The organism is Caloramator sp. ALD01 (genome assembly GCF_000472625.1).
GTDB classification, from domain to species: Bacteria; Bacillota; Clostridia; order Clostridiales; family Caloramatoraceae; genus Thermobrachium; species Thermobrachium proteoclasticum.
Genome location: NZ_AXAA01000002.1, coordinates 69110 through 89500, shown reverse-complemented (window position 1 = coordinate 89500; position 20391 = coordinate 69110). Strand labels below are relative to the sequence as shown.

Below are 20391 nucleotides of genomic sequence, written 5' to 3'. Positions count from 1 at the left end.
AGTATTTTAAATTAATAAATGCTAAAATAAGTAACCGTCCCTAAATTGGATTGAGAAATAAAAAACATTGATGAAAAAGTAATTGTGTTAATGATGAACATATGTTCAAAAATAAGTAACCGTCCCCAAAGTCACCCAAACTCAATGTGAAGGTAACATTAGGGTTAAAAAATAAGTAACCGTCCCTATGTTAATAATGCTATAATTAGAATTATATGATAAAATAATTTAAAAATCCTAAACCAAGGAGTGGTACATATGATAAAGATTATTGGTGACTACCATACACATACGATATACAGCCACGGTAAAGGTACAATAGAAGAAAATGTAGTTGCAGCGATTAATAAAGGATTAAAGGAAATTGTAATATCTGATCACGGCCCAGGTCATATGTTTTTTGGTGTAAATTATAAAAAATTGAAGAAGATGAGGGCAGAAATAGATAAGTTAAACGAAAAATATAAGGATAAAATAAAAATCTATTTAGGTGTTGAGGCGAATATTATAAGTACTGAAGGAGATATAGATGTAACAGAAAAAGAATTAAAACTTCTTGATAAGCTTTTAGTTGGTTTTCATAATGGTGCAAAACTCAAATCATTAAAGGATTTTTATATACTATATATTAAAAACAAAATGGCAAAGTATAATAAGAAGTTAAGAGAAGAGTGTAGAAGAACAAATACTGATGTGTTAATAAAAGCAATAAACAAGTATAAAATAGATATAATTACTCATCCAGGTGCAAAGGTTGATATTGATACAAGAGAACTTGCAAAGGCAGCAGCAAAAAGAGGAACAGCTCTTGAAATTAATTCAAGCCATAGATTTTTAACATTAGATTATGTTAAAATAGCAATGGAAGAGGGAGTTATGTTTTCAATAGATAGTGATGCCCACAAACCTCAAGATGTTGGTAAATTTGATTGGGCATTAGATGTTGCAAAACAGGCAAATCTTCCACCGACAAGAATAATTAATGCAGAAAAATAATTAAGGAGGTCAATTATGCAATTTGTGATTGTTACAGGTCTATCAGGTGCTGGTAAAACTCAAACTATAAGGTGCTTAGAGGATATAGGATTTTTTTGTATAGACAACTTGCCACCAGCACTTATTCCAAAGTTTGCAGAATTATGCTATCAATCAAAGGGGAAAATTGATAGAATAGCAATAGTTGTTGATATTAGAGGTAGAAATTTCTTTGATAACATATTCGTGGGATTAAAATCCCTTGAAGATATGGGGTTAAAATATGAAATATTATTCCTTGATGCACAGGATGATGTTTTAATAAAAAGGTTTAAGGAATCAAGAAGAAGTCATCCACTTTCATCAGGAAAAAGAATTGAAGATGCAATTCTTGAAGAAAGAAAAAAGCTTGAGGATATAAAATCAAAGGCAAGCCATATTATAGATACTTCAAGGCTTACAGTAAGACAACTAAAGGAAGAGATAAACAAGATTTATATTATGGGTGAAAAATTTGAAAGTCTAATTATAACAGTTACTTCCTTTGGCTTTAAATATGGAATTCCCCTTGATTGTGATCTTGTATTTGATGTAAGATTTATTCCTAATCCCTATTATATAGATGAACTAAAAAGACAATCAGGAATAGATAAGGAAGTTTACGACTATGTTTTTAAATGGGATGAGACAAATAAATTTGTTGAAAAGACAACCGACCTTTTAGAATTTTTAATACCAAACTATATAAGAGAAGGAAAATCCCAACTTGTTATTGGAATAGGATGTACAGGTGGAAGACATCGTTCCGTTGCAATAGCAAACAAAATTTATGAAATTCTAAAAAATAATAACCATACTGTACTTATATCGCATAGAGATATAACAAAGGATTTAGCGGGGGATGGAAAGTAATGATGATATTTGAATGGTTTAGGCCGGGTCTTAACATCAAAAGATGGATTTTGATGGGATTTTGTGGTCTTTTGCTATTTATTTTAGGTATTTCAAAAATTTTATTTAGAGGTTTAATATATGATTCCTATTTTGCCTTGTTTTTGTATATATTAATTGTCGGAATAATACTAATGTATGCCTCTATAAAATTGGCCTTTAAAAATTTTATGGAGATTATAACAGGTGTATCGGTAAACAAAGAAACTGTTTCAAATAAATTTTTTGAACAGAGAATGCAGGTAAGAGGCCCTAAAATTGTTGCAATAGGTGGAGGAACAGGTCTTTCAACAATGCTTAGAGGTCTTAAGGAATATACCACAAACATAACTGCAATAGTTACAGTTGCGGATGATGGTGGAGGTTCTGGAAAGTTAAGAAGAACGTTAGGAATGCTCCCACCTGGTGATATAAGAAACTGCCTTGTTGCACTTGCACATACCGAGCCCCTAATGGAAGAACTTATGCAGTATAGGTTTACAGATGGAGATCTTAAGGGACAAAGTTTTGGAAATCTTTTTATAGCAGCAATGAATGGTATTTCAAATAATTTTGAAGATGCTATAAAGAAGATGAGTGATGTTCTTGCAGTTCAAGGAAAGGTTTATCCTGTTACATTAACGGATGTTACATTATGTGCAAAGCTGAAAAATGGTGAGATAGTAAAGGGTGAATCCGTTATCCCGGAGGTTTGCTATGAAAAAAAACAGCAAATAGATTACATTTTTCTTGAACCTCAAGATGCAAAACCTTTAGATGAAGCAATTGCAGCAATTGAAGATGCTGATTGTATAATTATAGGTCCAGGAAGCCTTTATACAAGTATAATGCCAAACCTTGTAATAAAAGAGGTTGCAGAGGCAGTGAAAAAATCAAAGGCTATAAAGGTTTATATTTCAAATATAATGACTCAGCTTGGCGAAACAGAAGGATATAAACTATCCGACCATCTAAATGCAATTGAAAAGCACTGTGGTGGAAAGTTTATAAACTTTATAATAGCAAATAATGGTAAAATACCAGAGGAGTATTTTAAAAAGTATAAAGAGGACGGACAAGAAGTTGTTGAAAATGACGTTGAAAATATTAGGGATACAGTTGATATAATATTTAAAGACCTTGTTTATATTAATGAAAATGGCCTTTTAAGACACAATACAAAGGTATTGGCAAAAACAATAATGGAGCTTATTATAAAATACATTTTCCCTAACGATAGAAGAAGAGTATTAGATTATTATTATTTAAGCGAGAGACTAAAGAACAAAAGGTAGGTGATATAATGTCCTTTTCGTCGGTTGCAAAAAGTGAACTGTGCAGAATTCAAGACGAAAAGAGTTGCTGTCAGCTGGCGGAACTTTCTGCAATAATGAAAATGAGTGGAACAATTCAAATAAATGGTAAGAATGGGCTTGGTTTAAGGGTTACAACAGAAAACCCTGCCATTGCAAGAAGGATTTTTTCGCTTTTAAAAAATATATTTGGTGTTCATACAGACATAATGGTAAAAAAGAATAGTACCTTTAAAAAGAACAACATCTATATGCTTTTAATAACACCTGAGATGGGGGCAAAGGACATATTATTAAAAACAGGGATACTAAAGCAGCACTCGGATGGTACCTTAGGTATTTACCATAAAATTCATCCTGAGATTATAAAAAAATCCTGCTGTAGACGTGCGTATGTAAGAGGAGCTTTTTTAGGTGGAGGTTCAATTAGCAATCCTGAAAAGACATACCATCTTGAGTTTGTTACAAATTCCCTTGAATATGCTGAAGATTTAATGAAACTAATAAACTCATACAACCTAACATCAAAGGTAATACAGAGAAAGAGTAATTTTGTTGTTTATTTAAAAGAAGGTGAACAGATTATTGACCTTTTAAATATAATTGGTGCACATAATGCACTTTTAGAGCTTGAAAATGTTAGAATATATAAAGAGATGAGAAATAATGTTAATAGGCTTGTAAACTGTGAAACAGCAAACCTTAATAAGACTGTTGATGCGGCTGTAAGACAAATAGAATCAATTAATTTTATAAAGGAAAAGGTAGGTTTAAAAAAGCTTCCACCAAATTTAAGGGAGATTGCAGAGCTAAGATTAAACTTCCCAGATGTATCCTTAAAGGAACTTGGACAGATGTTAAATCCTCCTATTGGAAAGTCAGGTGTAAATCATCGACTAAGAAAAATAGAAAAAATCGCAGAAGAATTAAAAGATTCCTAAGGGCTATGTTTAAAGCCCTTTTTTTGATATAATTATTATTAAGACTTAAGGTTAGGGAGTGGAGCTATGTCAAAACACGAGGAGATTATAAAATACATTCAAAGTCTTAAGGTGGGTACTAAAATTTCTGTAAGATCAATAGCAAATGCTTTGGATGTAAGCGATGGAACTGCATATAGAGCTATAAAGGATGCAGAAACATTGGGAATTGTAAGTACAATACCAAGAGTTGGAACTGTTAGAATTGAAAAGGTTGAAAAAAAGAACATAGAAAACTTAACCTATGCAGAGGTTGTAAACATAGTTGAAGGTTCAGTGCTTGGGGGAAAAGATGGTCTTCATAAAACATTGAATAAATTTGTTATAGGTGCGATGACTCTTGAGATAATGAAAAAATATATATCTCCAGGTAATCTTTTGATTGTTGGTAATAGAGAAGAGGCACAGAGACTTGCACTTGAAAAAGATTGTGCTGTTTTGATTACAGGTGGATTTACTTGTTCTGATGAAATAAAACAACTTGCGAATAAAAAGGGACTTCCAATTATTTCATCAACCTACGACACCTTTACAACAGCTTCAATGATAAATAAGGCAATATCAGAGAACCTAATAAAAAAGGATATAATACTTGTTGAAGATATAATGAAGACAGAGATATCCTATATCAATGTTAACTCTACTATAAAGGAACTTAAGGAAAAAATGCTTATAACAAAGCACGGTAAGTTCCCTGTTGTAGATGATTTTAATAAGGTTGTAGGTATTATAACAATAAAGGATATAAAGCTTGATGCAGAAGATGATGATCCAGTTGGTAGATATATGACAAAGGAACCTATTACTGTAACGCCAAAAACTTCTGTTGCCTACGTTGCACATATAATTGTTTGGGAGGGGATTGAATTAATTCCTGTTGTTGAGAATAAGCAACTTGTTGGTGTGGTAAGTAGGCACGATGTTATAAAGGCACTACAGTATGTTAATAGACAACCGCAGGTGGGACAAACCATAGATGATTTAGTACTAAAGAACTTTACTTGTATAAATACAGAAAAGGGAATGAAATTTACAGGAAAAATAATACCAGAGATGTTAAATCCAATAGGAACAGCAAGTTGGAACGCTCTAACTTTAGTTATGTCAACGGTAGGAACTATTGCACTAAGGCAGAGAAATCATCTAAATATTGCAGTTGACTCCTTTTCTGTTTTTTATGTAAAGCCAGTTCAGGTAGATTCAGTTGTTACCATAAATACAACTATAATAGATATGGGAAGACATTATTCAAAAGTTGAAATTGAGATGTATAATGAAAATGAAAAGGAACTTATAGGGAAGGCAATCCTTAGTGCAAAAATACTAAAGAAAAATTGATGGAGGTTAATATGTCGGGTTTTGTTCACCTACACGTCCATACAGAATACAGCCTTCTTGATGGTTCAGCAAAGATAAATAAATTAGTAAAAAAGGCAAGGGAACTTAATATGAATGCCCTTGCCATTACTGACCACGGCAGTATGTATGGAGTAATAGAATTCTATAAAAAATGTAAAGAGAACAACATAAAGCCAATTATAGGTTGTGAAGTATATGTTGCACCAAGGGGACGCTTTAGAAAAGAAGGTAGTATTGATGCAGAAAATTATCACTTGGTCCTTCTTGCTAAAACAAATGAAGGCTACAAGAATTTGATGAAGATAGTTTCTTCTGCATTTATAGACGGTTTTTACTATAAACCAAGGGCAGATTATGAGCTTTTGAGGGAAAATAGTGGAGACTTAATTGCCCTAAGTGCCTGCTTAGGAGGGGAGATACAATCTCTACTTTTAAAGGGTGATTATGATTTAGCAAGGGAGAAGGCGCTTTTATATAACGAAATATTTGGTCAGGGAAATTTCTATCTTGAACTTCAAAACCACGGCTTTGATGAACAGAAAAAAGTAAATGAGCTTCTTGTAAAATTGTCTAAGGAAACAGGAATTCCCTTAGTTGCAACAAATGACGTCCATTATGTTGAAAGGGAGGATGCAAAAGCCCACGAAATACTTCTCTGCATACAAACGGGTAAAACAATAGATGATGAAGATAGGATGAGTTTTGAGGTAGATGAATTCTATCTTAAATCAATAGAAGAGATGCAGGAGATTTTTAAGGACTATCAAGAGGCCCTTTCAAACACATTAAAGATTGCAGATGAATGTAATGTTGAGTTTGAGTTTAATGTTACTAAACTTCCAAAGTTTGAAACACCAGATGGAATCCCATCAAATGAATATCTTAGAAAGCTTTGTTTTGAAGGGTTGTATGAAAAATATAGTAACGTGACTCAGGATATTATTGATAGATTGGAATATGAGCTTTCAGTAATAGAAAAGATGGGGTATGTTGATTACTTTTTAATAGTTTGGGATTTTATTAAGTTTGCAAAGGACAATAACATAATAACAGGACCTGGACGTGGTTCTGCAGCAGGTTCCATTGTTGCTTATACATTAGGCATAACAAAGATAGATCCCATAAAGTACAACCTGCTATTTGAAAGATTTTTAAACCCAGAAAGAGTAAGTATGCCCGATATAGATTCTGATTTTTGCTATGAAAGAAGACAAGAGGTTATTGACTATGTTGTTAGAAAATATGGTCAGGATAGGGTAGCACAAATAATAACCTTTGGTACGATGGCGGCAAGGGCTGTAATTAGGGATGTTGGAAGAGCACTTAACTATCCCTATGCAGAGGTTGACAGAATAGCAAAAATGATTCCTATGGAGCTTAATATAACTATAGATAGGGCTCTTGAGTTAAACCCTGAACTTAGACAAGAATATGAAAACAATGAAAGAATAAGATATCTAATTGATATATCAAAATCACTTGAGGGGCTTCCAAGACACTCCTCCACCCACGCAGCAGGTGTTGTTATAGCATCAGCTCCACTTGTTGAGTTTGTTCCTCTTTCTAAAAACGATGAAGCAGTTGTAACACAGTTTCCTATGACAATACTTGAGGAACTTGGCCTTTTAAAGATGGATTTTTTAGGCCTCAGAACTCTTACAGTTATTAGAGACACAATTGATTTAATTAAGAAAAATAGAGGAATAGATGTTGATTTAGATAAACTAACCTATGATGACAAGGAAGTATTTGAACTTATAAGCCAAGGCAACACAGAGGGAGTATTCCAGCTTGAATCAACAGGAATGACAAACTTTATGAAGGAACTTAAACCAAACTCCCTTGAAGATATAATAGCTGGTATATCCCTATACAGACCTGGGCCTATGGATCAAATTCCAACATATATCAAAAATAAAAACAACCCAGATAACATTGAGTATCTTGATGAAAAACTAAAACCTATTCTTGATGTAACGTATGGCTGTATGGTTTATCAAGAACAGGTAATGCAGATAGTTAGAGATATAGCAGGGTATTCATTAGGTAGGTCAGACCTTGTTCGCCGTGCAATGGCAAAGAAAAAGCACGATGTAATGCTAAAGGAAAGGCAAAACTTTATATATGGACTTGATGATGAAGATGGGAACATACTTGTAAAGGGTGCAGTAAGAAATGGTGTAAGTGAAGAGGTTGCCAATAAGATATTTGACCTTATGATTGACTTTGCAAGCTATGCCTTCAATAAGTCCCACGCAGCAGCCTATGCGGTTGTAGCATACCAAACAGCATATTTAAAGAAATATTATCCAGTAGAGTTTATGACAGCCCTCATTACAAGTGTTGTTGGAAATAACGATAAAGTAGCCTTTTACATTCAAGCTTGCAAAAAGATGGGTATTGAGGTTTTACCACCTGATGTAAATGAAAGTGATTACTCCTTTACTGTAATAGGCAATAAAATAAGATTTGGACTTGGTGCAATAAAGAATGTTGGACGTGGTGCTGTTGAGGCAATAAAGGAGGCAAGAATAAAAAAGGGTACCTTTACAGGGTTTGTTGATTTCTGTTACAAAGTAAATCTGTCTGAAGTGAATAAGAAGGCAGTTGAAAGTATGATTAAGGCAGGTGCCTTTGATTCATTAAAGATAAGAAGATCACAACTTATGGCCTCCTTTGAAAGGATAATGGATGCTGTTGCAAGTGAAAAGAGGAAAACAATTGATGGACAGATGTCCCTGTTTGGACTCGATACACAAAATCAAAATACTGTAAAGGAAGAATATGACAATATCAAGGAGTTTGACAAAAAACATCTTCTTGCTATGGAAAAGGAGATGATGGGGCTTTATATAAGTGGACATCCACTTGACGAGTTTAAAAAGGAAATAGAGCTTCTTGCAACAACTAAAATATCGGATATAGTAAGTATCGATGATGGAGAAGTAGCAATTGAACATAAGGTTAAAGATGGGGAAAAGGTCATTATTGCAGGGATAATAACATCAGTAAATATAAAGGCTACAAGAAACAATGATATGATGGCATTTATAACAGTTCAAGATTTATATAGCAGTGTAGAAGTTTTGGTATTTCCTAAAATATTTAAAAGGTCAAATAAAAACATTTTAGAGGATAATATAGTACTAATTAAGGGAAGAATAAGTATAAAAGAAGATGAACAGCCAAAGGTAATAGCAGATGAGATAGAGCCTTTAAGAAATACCGAATTTAAAATAAATAAGGTATATATAAGATTAAATGAAGATAGCTGGAATAATGAGATAGAGGAGTTAAAACCAATATTAAAAAAACATAGTGGGAATAACCCTGTGTATGTCGTTTTGAGTAATTCAAAGAAGATGTTTCAGGCATCAAGAGAACTTTGGGTTGATTTAACAAAGGAGTTAATGGAGGAGCTTACAAATAAAATTGGTGCCGAAAACATAAAAATCTCGTAAATTTCTTTGACAAAATCATAGGGACAATATAAAATTTAACTTGTCCCTATGATTTTTTAAATAAAATAAATAAAAAAAATTAACGATTTTTATATTGATTTTATTTGACAAATTTTTTAAAATTAACTTGTTAGCTTTTTGATGACAATTGAATAAATATTAAATTTTAGTTGCATTTTAATTTAGAAAAACATTTTAGTAGACACGAATAATAGGAATGGACAAGATACATATTATAATTAAGACAATTTTTGAATTATCCTTTTACCAGTTCTTCTTGGTAAATTGTATGATAATATTTTTTATAACAAGAGTGGGACATAGCTTGTCCCTATGGACAAAAAAGGAGGTAATAAAATGAGAACAATAGGAGTATTAACAAGTGGCGGAGACGCACCAGGTATGAACGCGGCTATTCGTGCAGTTGTTAGAACAGGTATAGCAAATGGCTTAAGAGTTATGGGAATACAAAGAGGATACAGCGGACTTATGAATGGAGAAATATTTGAAATGACAAGATCAAGCGTTTCAGATATTATCCAAAGAGGTGGAACAATCCTTAAGTCTGCAAGAAGTGCAGAGTTTAGAACACCAGAGGGAAGAAAGAAGGCCTACAACGTACTTAAGGTATTTGGTATAGAAGGTTTAGTTGTTATTGGTGGAGATGGTTCCTTCACAGGAGCAAAGCTTCTATCAGATGAGTGGGATATAAAGACAGTAGGAATCCCAGGAACTATAGATAATGACCTTGCATACACAGATTATACAATAGGTTTTGATACAGCAGTTAACACTGTACTTGATGCTATAAACAAGCTAAGAGATACATCAACTTCCCACGAAAGAGTAAGTGTTGTTGAAGTTATGGGAAGACACTGTGGAGATATTGCACTATATGCAGGACTTGCAGGTGGAGCAGAGAGCATAATAATTCCTGAAGAAGATTATAATTTTGATGAACTTTGTAAAACTATAATTGAAGGCAAAGTTAAAGGAAAGCTACACAACCTAATTCTTCTTGCTGAAGGTATAGGTGGTGCAGAAGAACTTGCAAAGAAGATAGAAGAGGTTACAGGAATTGAATCAAGAGCAACAGTTCTTGGACACATTCAAAGAGGTGGAAGCCCAACAGCCTTTGATAGAATATTAGCTTCAAGACTTGGAGCAAGAGCAGTAGAACTTCTACTTGAAGGAAAGTCAAAGAGGGTTGTTGGTATAAGAGACAACAAGATTGTAGATTTTGATATAACTGAGGCTCTTGAAATGGAAAAGAGAAGAGATGACCATAGGAAGCTTTATGAACTATCTAAAATATTAGGATATTAATTAAAAGGAGTGAAATTATGAGAAAGACAAAAATAGTATGTACAATAGGACCTGCAAGCGAAAAGGAAGAAGTTTTAAGAAAACTTATTGAAAGTGGAATGAATGTTGCAAGACTTAACTTCTCACACGGTTCCCACGAAGAACACGGTGCAAGAATTGAAACAATAAAGAAGTTAAGAAAGGAACTTAACAAGCCTGTTGCAATACTACTTGATACAAAGGGACCAGAAATAAGAACAGGTACATTCAAGGATAAAAAGGTTGAGCTTGTTGAAGGACAAAGCTTTATAATAACAACAAGACAAGTTGAAGGAGATAATACAATTTGTTCTGTTTCATACGACAAGCTACACGAAGATGTAAAGCCTGGAGATACAATACTAATAGATGATGGTCTTGTAGGACTTAAGGTTGAAAAGATAGAAGGACAAGACATTCACTGTACAGTTCAAAACAGTGGACCTGTTAGCAACTACAAGGGAGTTAATGTACCAAATGTTAAGATAAACCTTCCAGCTCTTACAGAAAAGGATATAGCAGACCTTAAGTTTGGTATAGAACAAGGCGTAGATATAATAGCTGCTTCCTTCGTTAGAAAGCCACAAGACGTTATAGCAATAAGAAAGGTTCTTGAAAAGAACGGAGGAGAAGGAATACTTATAATATCAAAGATAGAAAATCAAGAAGGTGTTGACAACATAGATGAAATTCTAAAGCTATCAGACGGTATAATGGTAGCAAGAGGAGACCTTGGTGTTGAAATTCCTACAGAAGAAGTTCCACTTGTTCAAAAGATGATTATAGAAAAGTGTAACAAGGCTGGTAAGCCAGTTATAACTGCAACACAAATGCTTGACTCAATGATGAGAAATCCAAGACCAACAAGAGCAGAAGCAAGTGACGTGGCAAATGCAATATTTGATGGAACAGATGCTATAATGCTAAGTGGTGAAACTGCAAATGGTAAGTATCCAATCGAAGCAGTTACAACAATGGCAAGAATAGCAGAAAAGGCAGAAAGTGCTCTTAACTATCAAGCAACACTTGAAAAGAGAAGAGCATACCACAAAAATTCAGTTCCTGATGCTATAAGCCTTGCAACAGTTACTGCGGCTACTGAACTTAATGCTTCAGCAGTAATTACTGCAACTCAATCAGGAAGCACAGCAAAGATGGTATCAAAGTATAGACCAAAGTGCCCAATTATAGCAGTTACTCCATATGAAGAAGTGGCAAGAAAGCTTGCAGTTTCTTGGGGTGTATTCCCAGTTATTACAGAAAAGGTTGAAACTACTGATGAATTAATAGAAAAGTCAGTTCAAGAGGCTCTAAACCACGGATATGTTAAGAAGGGAGACCTTGTTGTTGTAGCAGCAGGTGTTCCAGTTGGATATACAGGAACAACTAACCTAATGAAGGTACATATAGTTGGGGATGTACTTGTTAAAGGAAAAGGAATGGGTAATTCAACATATGGAACAGCTTGTGTTGTAACAGATATGTCAAAGCTTGAGGAACAATTAAATGAAGGTGACATATTAGTTGTTAGAAATATAGAAAAAGAACAACTTCCAATCATTATGGATAGAGTAAGTGGTGTAGTTGCAGAAGAAGGAGGACTTACATCACACGTTGCAGTAGAATGTATAAACGCAGGAATTCCTGTTATAGTTGGTGCAGAGGGTGCAACAGAAATAATAAAGTCAGGCACACTTGTTACTATAGACCCAAGAAATGGTATGGTATACAGTGGAAAAGCTAATGTAATGTAATAAAGTTAGGCCATAGGGCCTAACTTTATCATAAGTTTACCTCCTTAAGCCCTTTCAATAGGGCTTATTTTAATTTATAATAAACATAGAGGGGGTAGGCTTATGAAAAAAAGAAGATTAGGTAAAACAAACATAATGGTGTCTGAAGTTGGTTTTGGAGGAATTCCTATTCAAAGAATAACCCAAAGAGAAGCAGAGAAAGTTATAAAATTTGCTGTTGAAGGTGGTATAAAATTTATTGATACAGCAAGAGGATATGGAGTTAGTGAAGAATACATAGGCAATGCACTTTTAGGAATAAGAGAAAAAGTTTATATTGCATCAAAATCAATGGCAAGAACTAAGGATGCAATGAAGGAGGATATTGAAAGGAGCCTTAAAAATTTAAGGACAGACTACATAGACCTTTATCAGCTTCATAATGTTAAGGATGAAGAAACCCTAAAGCAAGTAATGACGGAGGGTGGAGCCCTTGAGGCACTACTTGAGGCTAAAAATAGTGGTAAAATTTTGCATATCGGCATAACTTCCCATAGTCTTGATCTGTTAAAAAAGGTATTAGAATATGACGTGTTTGAAACAATAATGTACCCCTACAATATTGTAGAGGATCAAGCAGAAAATTTATTTGAAGAGGCAAATAGAAGGGATATTGGAGTAATAGCAATGAAGCCTTTAGCAGGTGGGGCATTAGAGGATGGTGAACTTGCAATATCCTATATACTAAACAACAAAAATATTTCAACTGTTATACCAGGTATGGATAGCATTGAACAGGTAAAACAAAATATATCAGCTGTAGATATAGAATTTAATGATGAAATGATGAAAAAGTGTAAAGAAATAAAGGAAAAATATACTCAAAGCTTTTGCAGAAGATGTGGATATTGTATGCCCTGTCCTCAAGGAATAGATATACCTTTCTCCTTTATTTTGAAGGGTTATTATGATAGGTATGATTTAAAGGCTTGGGCAACAGAAAGATATACCGCAATGAAAAGACACGCCTCTGACTGCATAAAGTGTGGCTTATGTGAAACAAAGTGTCCATATAATTTAAAGATAAGGGATATGTTAAAAGAGGTAGTTGAAAGTTTTGGATTTTGATGTATAATAATAAGATTAATTGTAAATAATTAAAATAGAAAATTAGCGGGGGCTTAATTCTACACCATTTCACACCTTTAAGGTGTGTTTTTTTTATAGTATAATGTTGTATTGGTATCAAAAATATAAAGGATAGGTGATGAAGTTGAAGAATATACCTGTTGAAAAGAACAAGGATTATATAGTTAATATCACAGGAATGGGATTTCAGGGAGAAGGAGTAGGAAGAGTTGAAGATTATACACTTTTTATTGAAGGTGCAATAGAGGGAGAAGAAGTAAAGGTAAAGGCTGTGAAGACACAAAAAAACTTTGGGTTTGGTAAACTTTTAGAGGTTATTAAACCATCAGAATACAGAATAACTCCAATATGTCCTGTATATAAAAGATGTGGAGGATGCCAGATACAGCATCTAACCTATGAAGGACAGCTAAACTTTAAGAAAAACAGAGTGAAGGACTGCATAGAAAGGATAGGAAAATTAGAGGGAGTTACTATACATAATACATTGGGTATGAAAAATCCATATAGATATAGAAACAAGGTACAGCTACCTATTGGCAAAAATGATGGAGAGGTTGTTATTGGCTTCTTTGCTCCAAGAACCCACGACATAATAGATATTGAAACTTGTTATATACAGGATGAAGTAGCAGATAAGGTTATTAGAATCACTAAAGATTGGATAAAAGAATATAAGGTAGAACCATACAATGAGCAAACAAAAGATGGACTAATAAGGCACATAATGGTAAGACAAGGCTTTAAAACGGGTGATGTGATGGTGGTTCTTGTTTCAAGAAAAAAACAAGTTCCATATTTAGATGAGTTTGTTGAAATGATAAGAAAAAACATAGAAAACATAAAGAGCATTGTTTTAAATATAAATCCAAAGGATACAAACGTTATATTAGGCGAAGAGTGCATAACACTTTATGGGCAGGATTATATAACTGATTATATAGGAGAGTTTAGGTTTAATATTTCTCCTCTTTCCTTCTTTCAAGTAAATCCTGTTCAAACAGAGGTTTTATATAACAAGGCACTTCAGTATGCAAATTTAACTGGTGAAGAAGTAGTTTTTGATGCCTACTGCGGTACAGGTACAATTTCATTATTTTTAGCCAAGAAGGCTAAAAAGGTATATGGTGTTGAAATTGTTCCACAGGCAATAGAAAATGCGTGGGAAAATGCCAAACAAAATAATGTGGGAAATGTTGAATTTATTGTTGGTGAGTCAGAAAATGTAATTCCCAAACTAATAGAAGAGGGAATTAAAGCAGATGTTATTGTGGTTGATCCACCAAGAAAGGGATGCGAAAAGACTCTTCTTGAGGCTATAGCAAAGAGTAATCCTAAGAGGATTGTTTATGTTTCCTGTGATCCTGCAACGCTTGCAAGGGATTTAGCAATCCTAAATGATTTTGGATATAAAACAAAGGAAGTTCAACCAGTTGATATGTTTCCACAAACTGCACACGTGGAGTGTGTAGCGTTGATAGAGAAGAAATAGCTTAAAATAAAGAATCAGGGGCAATTTGCCCCCTTTTTTACATTTGTTTTATGCCTCTTCTGTTTTTTATATGTAAGTACTAAAATCTTTTGGCAAGGAAGTATAATATATATAAATGTATTTTATTAGAGGTGATACTTTGGCAAAACACGAATTTGGAATAATAGATGCTTTTGAAGAAAACAAATGGTATAGTGATTACGAACCTGAAAAATATAATTGTGTTTCTGTCGATGATGATTTAATTTACGAATTAATTATAAAGTATAATGAAGAATTAATGGAACTAAAGACATATTTTCAAGTTACAACCCAGCAAGGTACAGGATTAGATTATTGTGGTGTAACGCTTATCCCTCCAGAATCCCTCAAACAGTTTAGGGATATCATTATGAAGGCAAATAATTACTTCAAAGCAAAAGAACTTGAACTTCTCACTGAAAAAATTACCGAGGCTATTATTAAAAATAAGTATTTAATTCACTATGGAATATAAAGGCTTTTTGTTTTGTAGCGTAAATATACTGGCGTTAAGGGTAAATTGATAAAAAATATATTAGAAAAAGAAGGAAAATAAGTTAGTATGTAGAATTAGATATATAAAGACTATTTTTGTGTTTCAAGTTTAATTTTAAATTTCAATTGGAGTGTTTTAAAATTTAATTTTTATTTGCAAGAGAGTATTTTAAAATAAAATTTATAAATAATTAAGAATGAATTCTATAGAATCTAAATATTCTTGCGTTAGATGACATAGTAAGAACAGCAGCCTACTGCAGGGTATCAATAGACAAATTAGAAAAGTTATCAAACTATGAAGTACAGGTAGTTCATTTTGCATCATATATAACAAATCATTCAGATTAAGAATTTGTTTGAAATTTGAAGGACTGATTAGATTAGAAATAATTGGGGGCAATAAATTAGAGAAATAATAATCAAATATGCAATTCGTATATTTTAAAGATATGAAACTAATGGTATAATTAATTGGGGGTTGAAAGAAGAATATAGTAATATAACTAAATTTTAACATTAGATTTTCGTTATTTAAGATGACAGGAATATAGTATTAAGAAAATAAAATCCGATGAATCTAAAGAGTTTTTTATTATAATAGATAATGCAAAAATTGATAATTATTAAACAATAAAATTACTAAAGTTATAGATTTATTGCGATTATAAATAATTGAAATTTTACAGTTTATGCTTTTGAGAGAAAAAATGATAAATTAAAGATTTATCAATAGAAGTTATTGTAAATGGTATAAAGAAAAAATTAAGTTTATGAAAAATGTACAAATGGGTGGGGTAAAATGGGAAAAGATATTTTGATTATATATGCTATATTGGGAGCATATGGATATTATAGATTCCTTATAATATTACTTAGTCTAAGAAAATTAAAAAGTAATTCAAACAATTTAAAGAAAAATCTTTTTAATAAAGCTTGTTGTATGGATTTGTTAATTGGATTGATAACAATTTGTATATTATTAAAATATTTTACGATAGACGAACGTGAACCTGTATTTATTATTATGCTCTTTTCTATTTCATTAATATTAAGTGGTTTGCGTATTATATTTAATATTTTTCCTAAAAAGGTTGTCTATAGAAAAATTTATAATTATGTTGCGAATTCATATATAATTATTTCAGCGTGGATGATAGGTGAAGTGTTGAATAACTATAATATATTAATGGCATTTGAATTAAGTACAGGATTTTTTTTATTAACTTTTTTTACTATTTATTATATAAACTATTTGCATTAAATATTGTAATTGAGGAGTTGATAAGATGAATGTAGTCGAGGTTAAAAATCTGCAAAAGACTATAAATGGCAGAGAGGTTTTAAGAGATATAAATTTGTTTGTTAAACAAAATGAAATATATGGTTTGTTAGGAAAGAATGGTGCGGGTAAAACAACAACAATAAGATCTATACTTGGCTTAATAAAAAAAGATTATGGATATATAAAAATTTTTGGTGAAGAAGTCGAAAAAATAGATTATAAAAGAGTTGGGGTTATGTTTGATTATGAAACTTTTAACATTGATTGGACTATTGAAGATAATTTGAAATCTATGTGTTACATATATGGTGCAGATGAACAAGATATATTTTCATATATTGATTTATTGCAAATTAATCAAGTAGATTTAAAGAAGAAATTCAGGCATTTATCAAAAGGTATGAAGAGGAAGGTATCATTAATAAGTGTTCTTCTTCCGAATCCAGACTTACTAATACTTGATGAGCCGACATCAGGATTAGATCCAGAAATGCAAATAGTAGTGAGAAATTTTATTTTGCAGCTAAAAAAGGAAGGAAAAACAATAATATTTAGTTCACATAATTTACAAGAAACGCAAAAAGTATGTGATAAAGTATCTATAATTAATGAAGGTGAAACATTAGTTGAATTTCCCATACAGAAAAATTATCACATAGTAAAAGGAGAATTTACAGGGTTAGATATGTATAAAATTAAAAATACTGATTTTTATATAATGGGAGATGAATTAATAAAAAATTTTGGTATTAGTGATTATAAAGTAGTTGATAGTTTAGAAGAAATCTATATGTTAGCTGTAGGAGGAGATGTTGTATATGGTAAATAAGATAAAATTTATTAAGTTAGAGTTGAAAAATTTAATAAAATCAATGTTTATTTCATTAGTTTTAATCAATGTAATTTTATTTATGTTATTGTTAAATTTGAATGATTTTTTTGCAACATTAAAAAATATGAGGGATTTATCACAATTATATGTTTTAGTTTTATTAATTTCAATTTCATACTCAATTATATTCATATCAACTATAAATTTAGAAAAAGAAAAGTTATATAATTTATATCATAGATATTTCGTAATTCCGATAAAATCTCCGTATAATTTAATTATAAAAATAATCCCTCTTGTTATTATTGATTTAGTATTACTGATTTTTTGGGGGATTATTTTATTTTTAATGTATAGTCCAGTTAAATTACAAATATATTTACTATATTTGTTATTATCAATTATTTTTATAATCGGAGGTATTTTAACATTTTTTTATTTTAATTTAACTATAAGCAATTCAAGTATATTACACGCTATTAAATTTATTTTGATATTTGCTTTTGCATATATTCCTAAATTCTTAATAACTAAAAATATATCAATACAACTTTTGTTTGGATTGATTTTATTTTTAATTATTGCAATATTTTTTGTTGGAATATTTTTAGTTAACAAACTTAGTTCAGAAAAGGTCTTGTTGCAATAAAATTTAAAAATTCAATCTTCCTTTCAAAAAGGCATACTTATTATAAAGGTGTTTAAACCTTTGTATTATAAACTTATGTATAATATTTTGGTTATGAATGGATTATTAGTGAACACACACATTAATAATGCAAAAAATTCACATTAAGAAAATTTAAGATGTTTAAATGAGCGTTTTTAAAATTAGTAAATTAAGTTTTTTATATTAAGAAATCAATAAAAGAAGGTGTTACTATGAACAGAAGAACAATTAAAATATTTGTTATTTTAATTATATCATTACTTGTATTACTGATAGTGCAATTTAAACCCTTACTTAATTATATTAATAATATAATTATATATAAAGAAACTCGTATTAATTTGTATAATAAAAAAACTATTTTTAAAGCTACATCTCCAGCAAGTTTTCACGGTGATGGGATAGATTATTATGTATTTCAACTTGAAAAAGCAGATGTTGATTTAATATTAAGTGATAAAATAAAAAAATCTAAATGGAATAGATTACCTATAGATAAAGATATATATACTGTTATTGATAAGCAACTTACTTATGATATTGAATTAACAAATTTGCTTAAAAACACAAGCTATAGCCCAATACCAAATGTTAAAAATGGGTATTATTTATTTTTATATAAAAATTATACCAAAGATTATTACTTTAATTTTAAGTTGTATATATTGGATGCAGATAATCTTTTACTTTACTTGATTAAATATGACTCTTAATTTTTATAAATTAGATAGGCAATAAAAAAATTATACTAAAATTATTGGTGGCCATATCATTTTCAAAAAAATTATTTAAGTGATATGGCTAATTGTTTTTAAAGAATGACAAAAAATGTTTTGCGAATTCATTGAATAAAATACCATAAATTGGTATAATAAAGTTATGAATGCTAACAATAGAATTGATTAAGGGGGAGTGGATGTGGGTTTTGAATTCTATGCATTTGATGTGTTATTTTTATTTTTCCCAATTATAATATTTACAGTGATTATTTTTATTATGTTTATAAATATAAAGGAATATAATAGGAACAAGTCTTCTCCTATTTTGTCAGAAAGAGTTAGGGTTATTACAAAAAGAACTGAAATTAGTGCTACTATGCATACAAACCCGGATATACATCATATAGCCCATACAGATTATTATATTACTTTTGAAAATGAGTCGGGTCAAAGATTTGAGCTCAAGGTAGGGCCAACAGACTATGGTTTGATATCTGAGGGAGACTATGGGATAGTAACCTATCAAGGTAAATGGTTTAAGAAGTTTGAGAGGCTATATAATTACTAAACTAATTTAAAAATTTTCCTACATCTTTGGAGGGGTTGTAATGCCATTTGAAATTATACGAAACGATATAACTAAAGTATGTGTTGATGCTATTGTAAATGCAGCAAATCCATCATTGCTTGATGGGGGTGGGGTGGATGGAGCAATTCATAAAGCTGCTGGACCTGAATTACTTGAGGAATGTAAAACATTAGGCGGGTGCAAGGTTGGACAAGTAAAAATTACAAAAGGATATGACCTACCTGCAAAATATGTAATTCATACAGTTGGACCAGTTTGGACTGGAGGAGATAATAACGAGGAAAAGCTTCTTTCGGATTGCTATAAAAATTCACTTAAATTGGCAAAAGAATATAATCTGGAGAGTATAGCTTTCCCTTTAATTTCAGCTGGTGCTTATGGTTTTCCTAAAGATAAAGCCTTTAAAATTGCAATTACAGAAATTGAGAATTTTCTTTTAAAAAATGATATGTTGGTTTACCTAGTGATATATGACAGAGATGCATTTTTAATTTCTAAGAAATTGTTTACAACGATAAAACAATATATAGATGATAAATATATACAAGAACATCAATTATATAGAAGGACTAATAAATTCAGATCAGTATCAAATTATTTATATGAAGAAGATTTAATTCCACAGGAAAGAAGTATTTACATTCCAACAAAAAAACGTAACCTTGATGATGTAGTAAATCAAATAGATGAGACATTTTCACAAGCACTTATTCGGTTAATTGATGAAAAGGGTATGAATGATGTTGAAGTTTATAAAAGAGCAAATGTAGATCGTAGGTTGTTTTCTAAAATTCGTAATGATATATATTATCAACCAAGTAAAAATACAGCAATTGCCTTTGCAATAGCATTAAAGCTAAACCTTGATGAAACAAAAGATTTATTAGCAAAGGCAGGGTATGCACTTTCCCATAGTAGTAAATTTGACTTAATTATTGAGTATTTTATTGAGGAAGGAAATTATAATATTTACGAAATAAATGAAGTTTTATTTGCATTTGGACAAAAACTATTAGTCGGGTAATTGTCATTAATTTAAATGTG

Annotated in this window: 17 protein-coding genes; all 17 read left to right on the top strand. The window is 31.3% G+C overall.

Translation table 11 applies throughout. The features are described 5' to 3' along the window. Positions 1 to 258: 258 nt before the first annotated feature. Positions 259 to 996 carry a PHP domain-containing protein gene (locus tag A3M9_RS0101440; RefSeq protein ID WP_242826169.1) on the top strand — a complete coding sequence of 246 codons (738 nt, stop codon included), beginning with the start codon at positions 259 to 261 and terminating at the stop codon, positions 994 to 996. 15 nt (positions 997 to 1011) lie between these two features. After that, positions 1012 to 1887 (top strand): RNase adapter RapZ, encoded by an 876-nt coding sequence (rapZ, locus tag A3M9_RS0101435; RefSeq protein ID WP_027307628.1) that lies wholly within the window; start codon positions 1012 to 1014, stop codon positions 1885 to 1887. Then, positions 1887 to 3200, top strand: coding sequence for a YvcK family protein (yvcK, locus tag A3M9_RS0101430; RefSeq protein ID WP_027307627.1), 1314 nt, complete (start codon positions 1887 to 1889; stop codon positions 3198 to 3200). The genes rapZ and yvcK overlap by 1 nt, the downstream gene beginning before the upstream one ends. Positions 3201 to 3208: 8 nt before the next feature. Beyond that, a complete protein-coding gene (whiA, locus tag A3M9_RS0101425; RefSeq protein WP_027307626.1) occupies positions 3209 to 4159 on the top strand; it encodes a DNA-binding protein WhiA in 951 nt (316 codons plus the stop codon). A gap of 66 nt (positions 4160 to 4225) precedes the next feature. Then, positions 4226 to 5536, top strand: coding sequence for a DRTGG domain-containing protein (locus A3M9_RS0101420; protein WP_027307625.1), 1311 nt, complete (start codon positions 4226 to 4228; stop codon positions 5534 to 5536). Positions 5537 to 5547: 11 nt separating this feature from the next. Beyond that, the gene (locus A3M9_RS0101415) at positions 5548 to 9018 is read left to right on the top strand and encodes a DNA polymerase III subunit alpha (protein WP_027307624.1); all 3471 of its coding nucleotides are present in this window, start codon (positions 5548 to 5550) and stop codon (positions 9016 to 9018) included. 357 nt (positions 9019 to 9375) lie between these two features. Further along, on the top strand, positions 9376 to 10344 hold the full coding sequence (gene pfkA / locus A3M9_RS0101410) for a 6-phosphofructokinase (RefSeq protein WP_027307623.1): 969 nt from the start codon (positions 9376 to 9378) through the stop codon (positions 10342 to 10344). Positions 10345 to 10361: 17 nt separating this feature from the next. Beyond that, entirely contained in the window at positions 10362 to 12116 is a 1755-nt protein-coding gene (gene pyk / locus A3M9_RS0101405; protein WP_027307622.1) for a pyruvate kinase, read from the top strand. Between the two features lie 102 nt (positions 12117 to 12218). Next, positions 12219 to 13223 carry an aldo/keto reductase gene (locus A3M9_RS0101400; protein WP_027307621.1) on the top strand — a complete coding sequence of 335 codons (1005 nt, stop codon included), beginning with the start codon at positions 12219 to 12221 and terminating at the stop codon, positions 13221 to 13223. A 139-nt stretch (positions 13224 to 13362) separates the two neighbouring features. Beyond that, complete coding sequence (gene rlmD, locus A3M9_RS0101395; protein ID WP_027307620.1) at positions 13363 to 14736, top strand: 23S rRNA (uracil(1939)-C(5))-methyltransferase RlmD; 1374 nt, start codon at positions 13363 to 13365, stop codon at positions 14734 to 14736. Between the two features lie 139 nt (positions 14737 to 14875). Then, entirely contained in the window at positions 14876 to 15232 is a 357-nt protein-coding gene (locus A3M9_RS0101390; RefSeq protein WP_084106770.1) for a hypothetical protein, read from the top strand. Between the two features lie 822 nt (positions 15233 to 16054). Further along, positions 16055 to 16516 (top strand): hypothetical protein, encoded by a 462-nt coding sequence (locus tag A3M9_RS0101385; protein ID WP_027307618.1) that lies wholly within the window; start codon positions 16055 to 16057, stop codon positions 16514 to 16516. Between the two features lie 25 nt (positions 16517 to 16541). Then, entirely contained in the window at positions 16542 to 17366 is an 825-nt protein-coding gene (locus tag A3M9_RS0101380) for an ABC transporter ATP-binding protein (protein ID WP_027307617.1), read from the top strand. Further along, on the top strand, positions 17356 to 18018 hold the full coding sequence (locus tag A3M9_RS0101375; protein WP_035165656.1) for a hypothetical protein: 663 nt from the start codon (positions 17356 to 17358) through the stop codon (positions 18016 to 18018). Before A3M9_RS0101380 ends, A3M9_RS0101375 begins: the two co-directional genes overlap by 11 nt. Before the next feature lie 233 nt (positions 18019 to 18251). Further along, positions 18252 to 18752 (top strand): hypothetical protein, encoded by a 501-nt coding sequence (locus A3M9_RS0101370; protein ID WP_027307615.1) that lies wholly within the window; start codon positions 18252 to 18254, stop codon positions 18750 to 18752. A gap of 205 nt (positions 18753 to 18957) precedes the next feature. Then, entirely contained in the window at positions 18958 to 19326 is a 369-nt protein-coding gene (locus A3M9_RS0101365) for a DUF2500 domain-containing protein (protein ID WP_051350542.1), read from the top strand. A gap of 40 nt (positions 19327 to 19366) precedes the next feature. Beyond that, entirely contained in the window at positions 19367 to 20371 is a 1005-nt protein-coding gene (locus A3M9_RS0101360) for a macro domain-containing protein (protein ID WP_027307613.1), read from the top strand. Positions 20372 to 20391 lie beyond the last annotated feature (20 nt).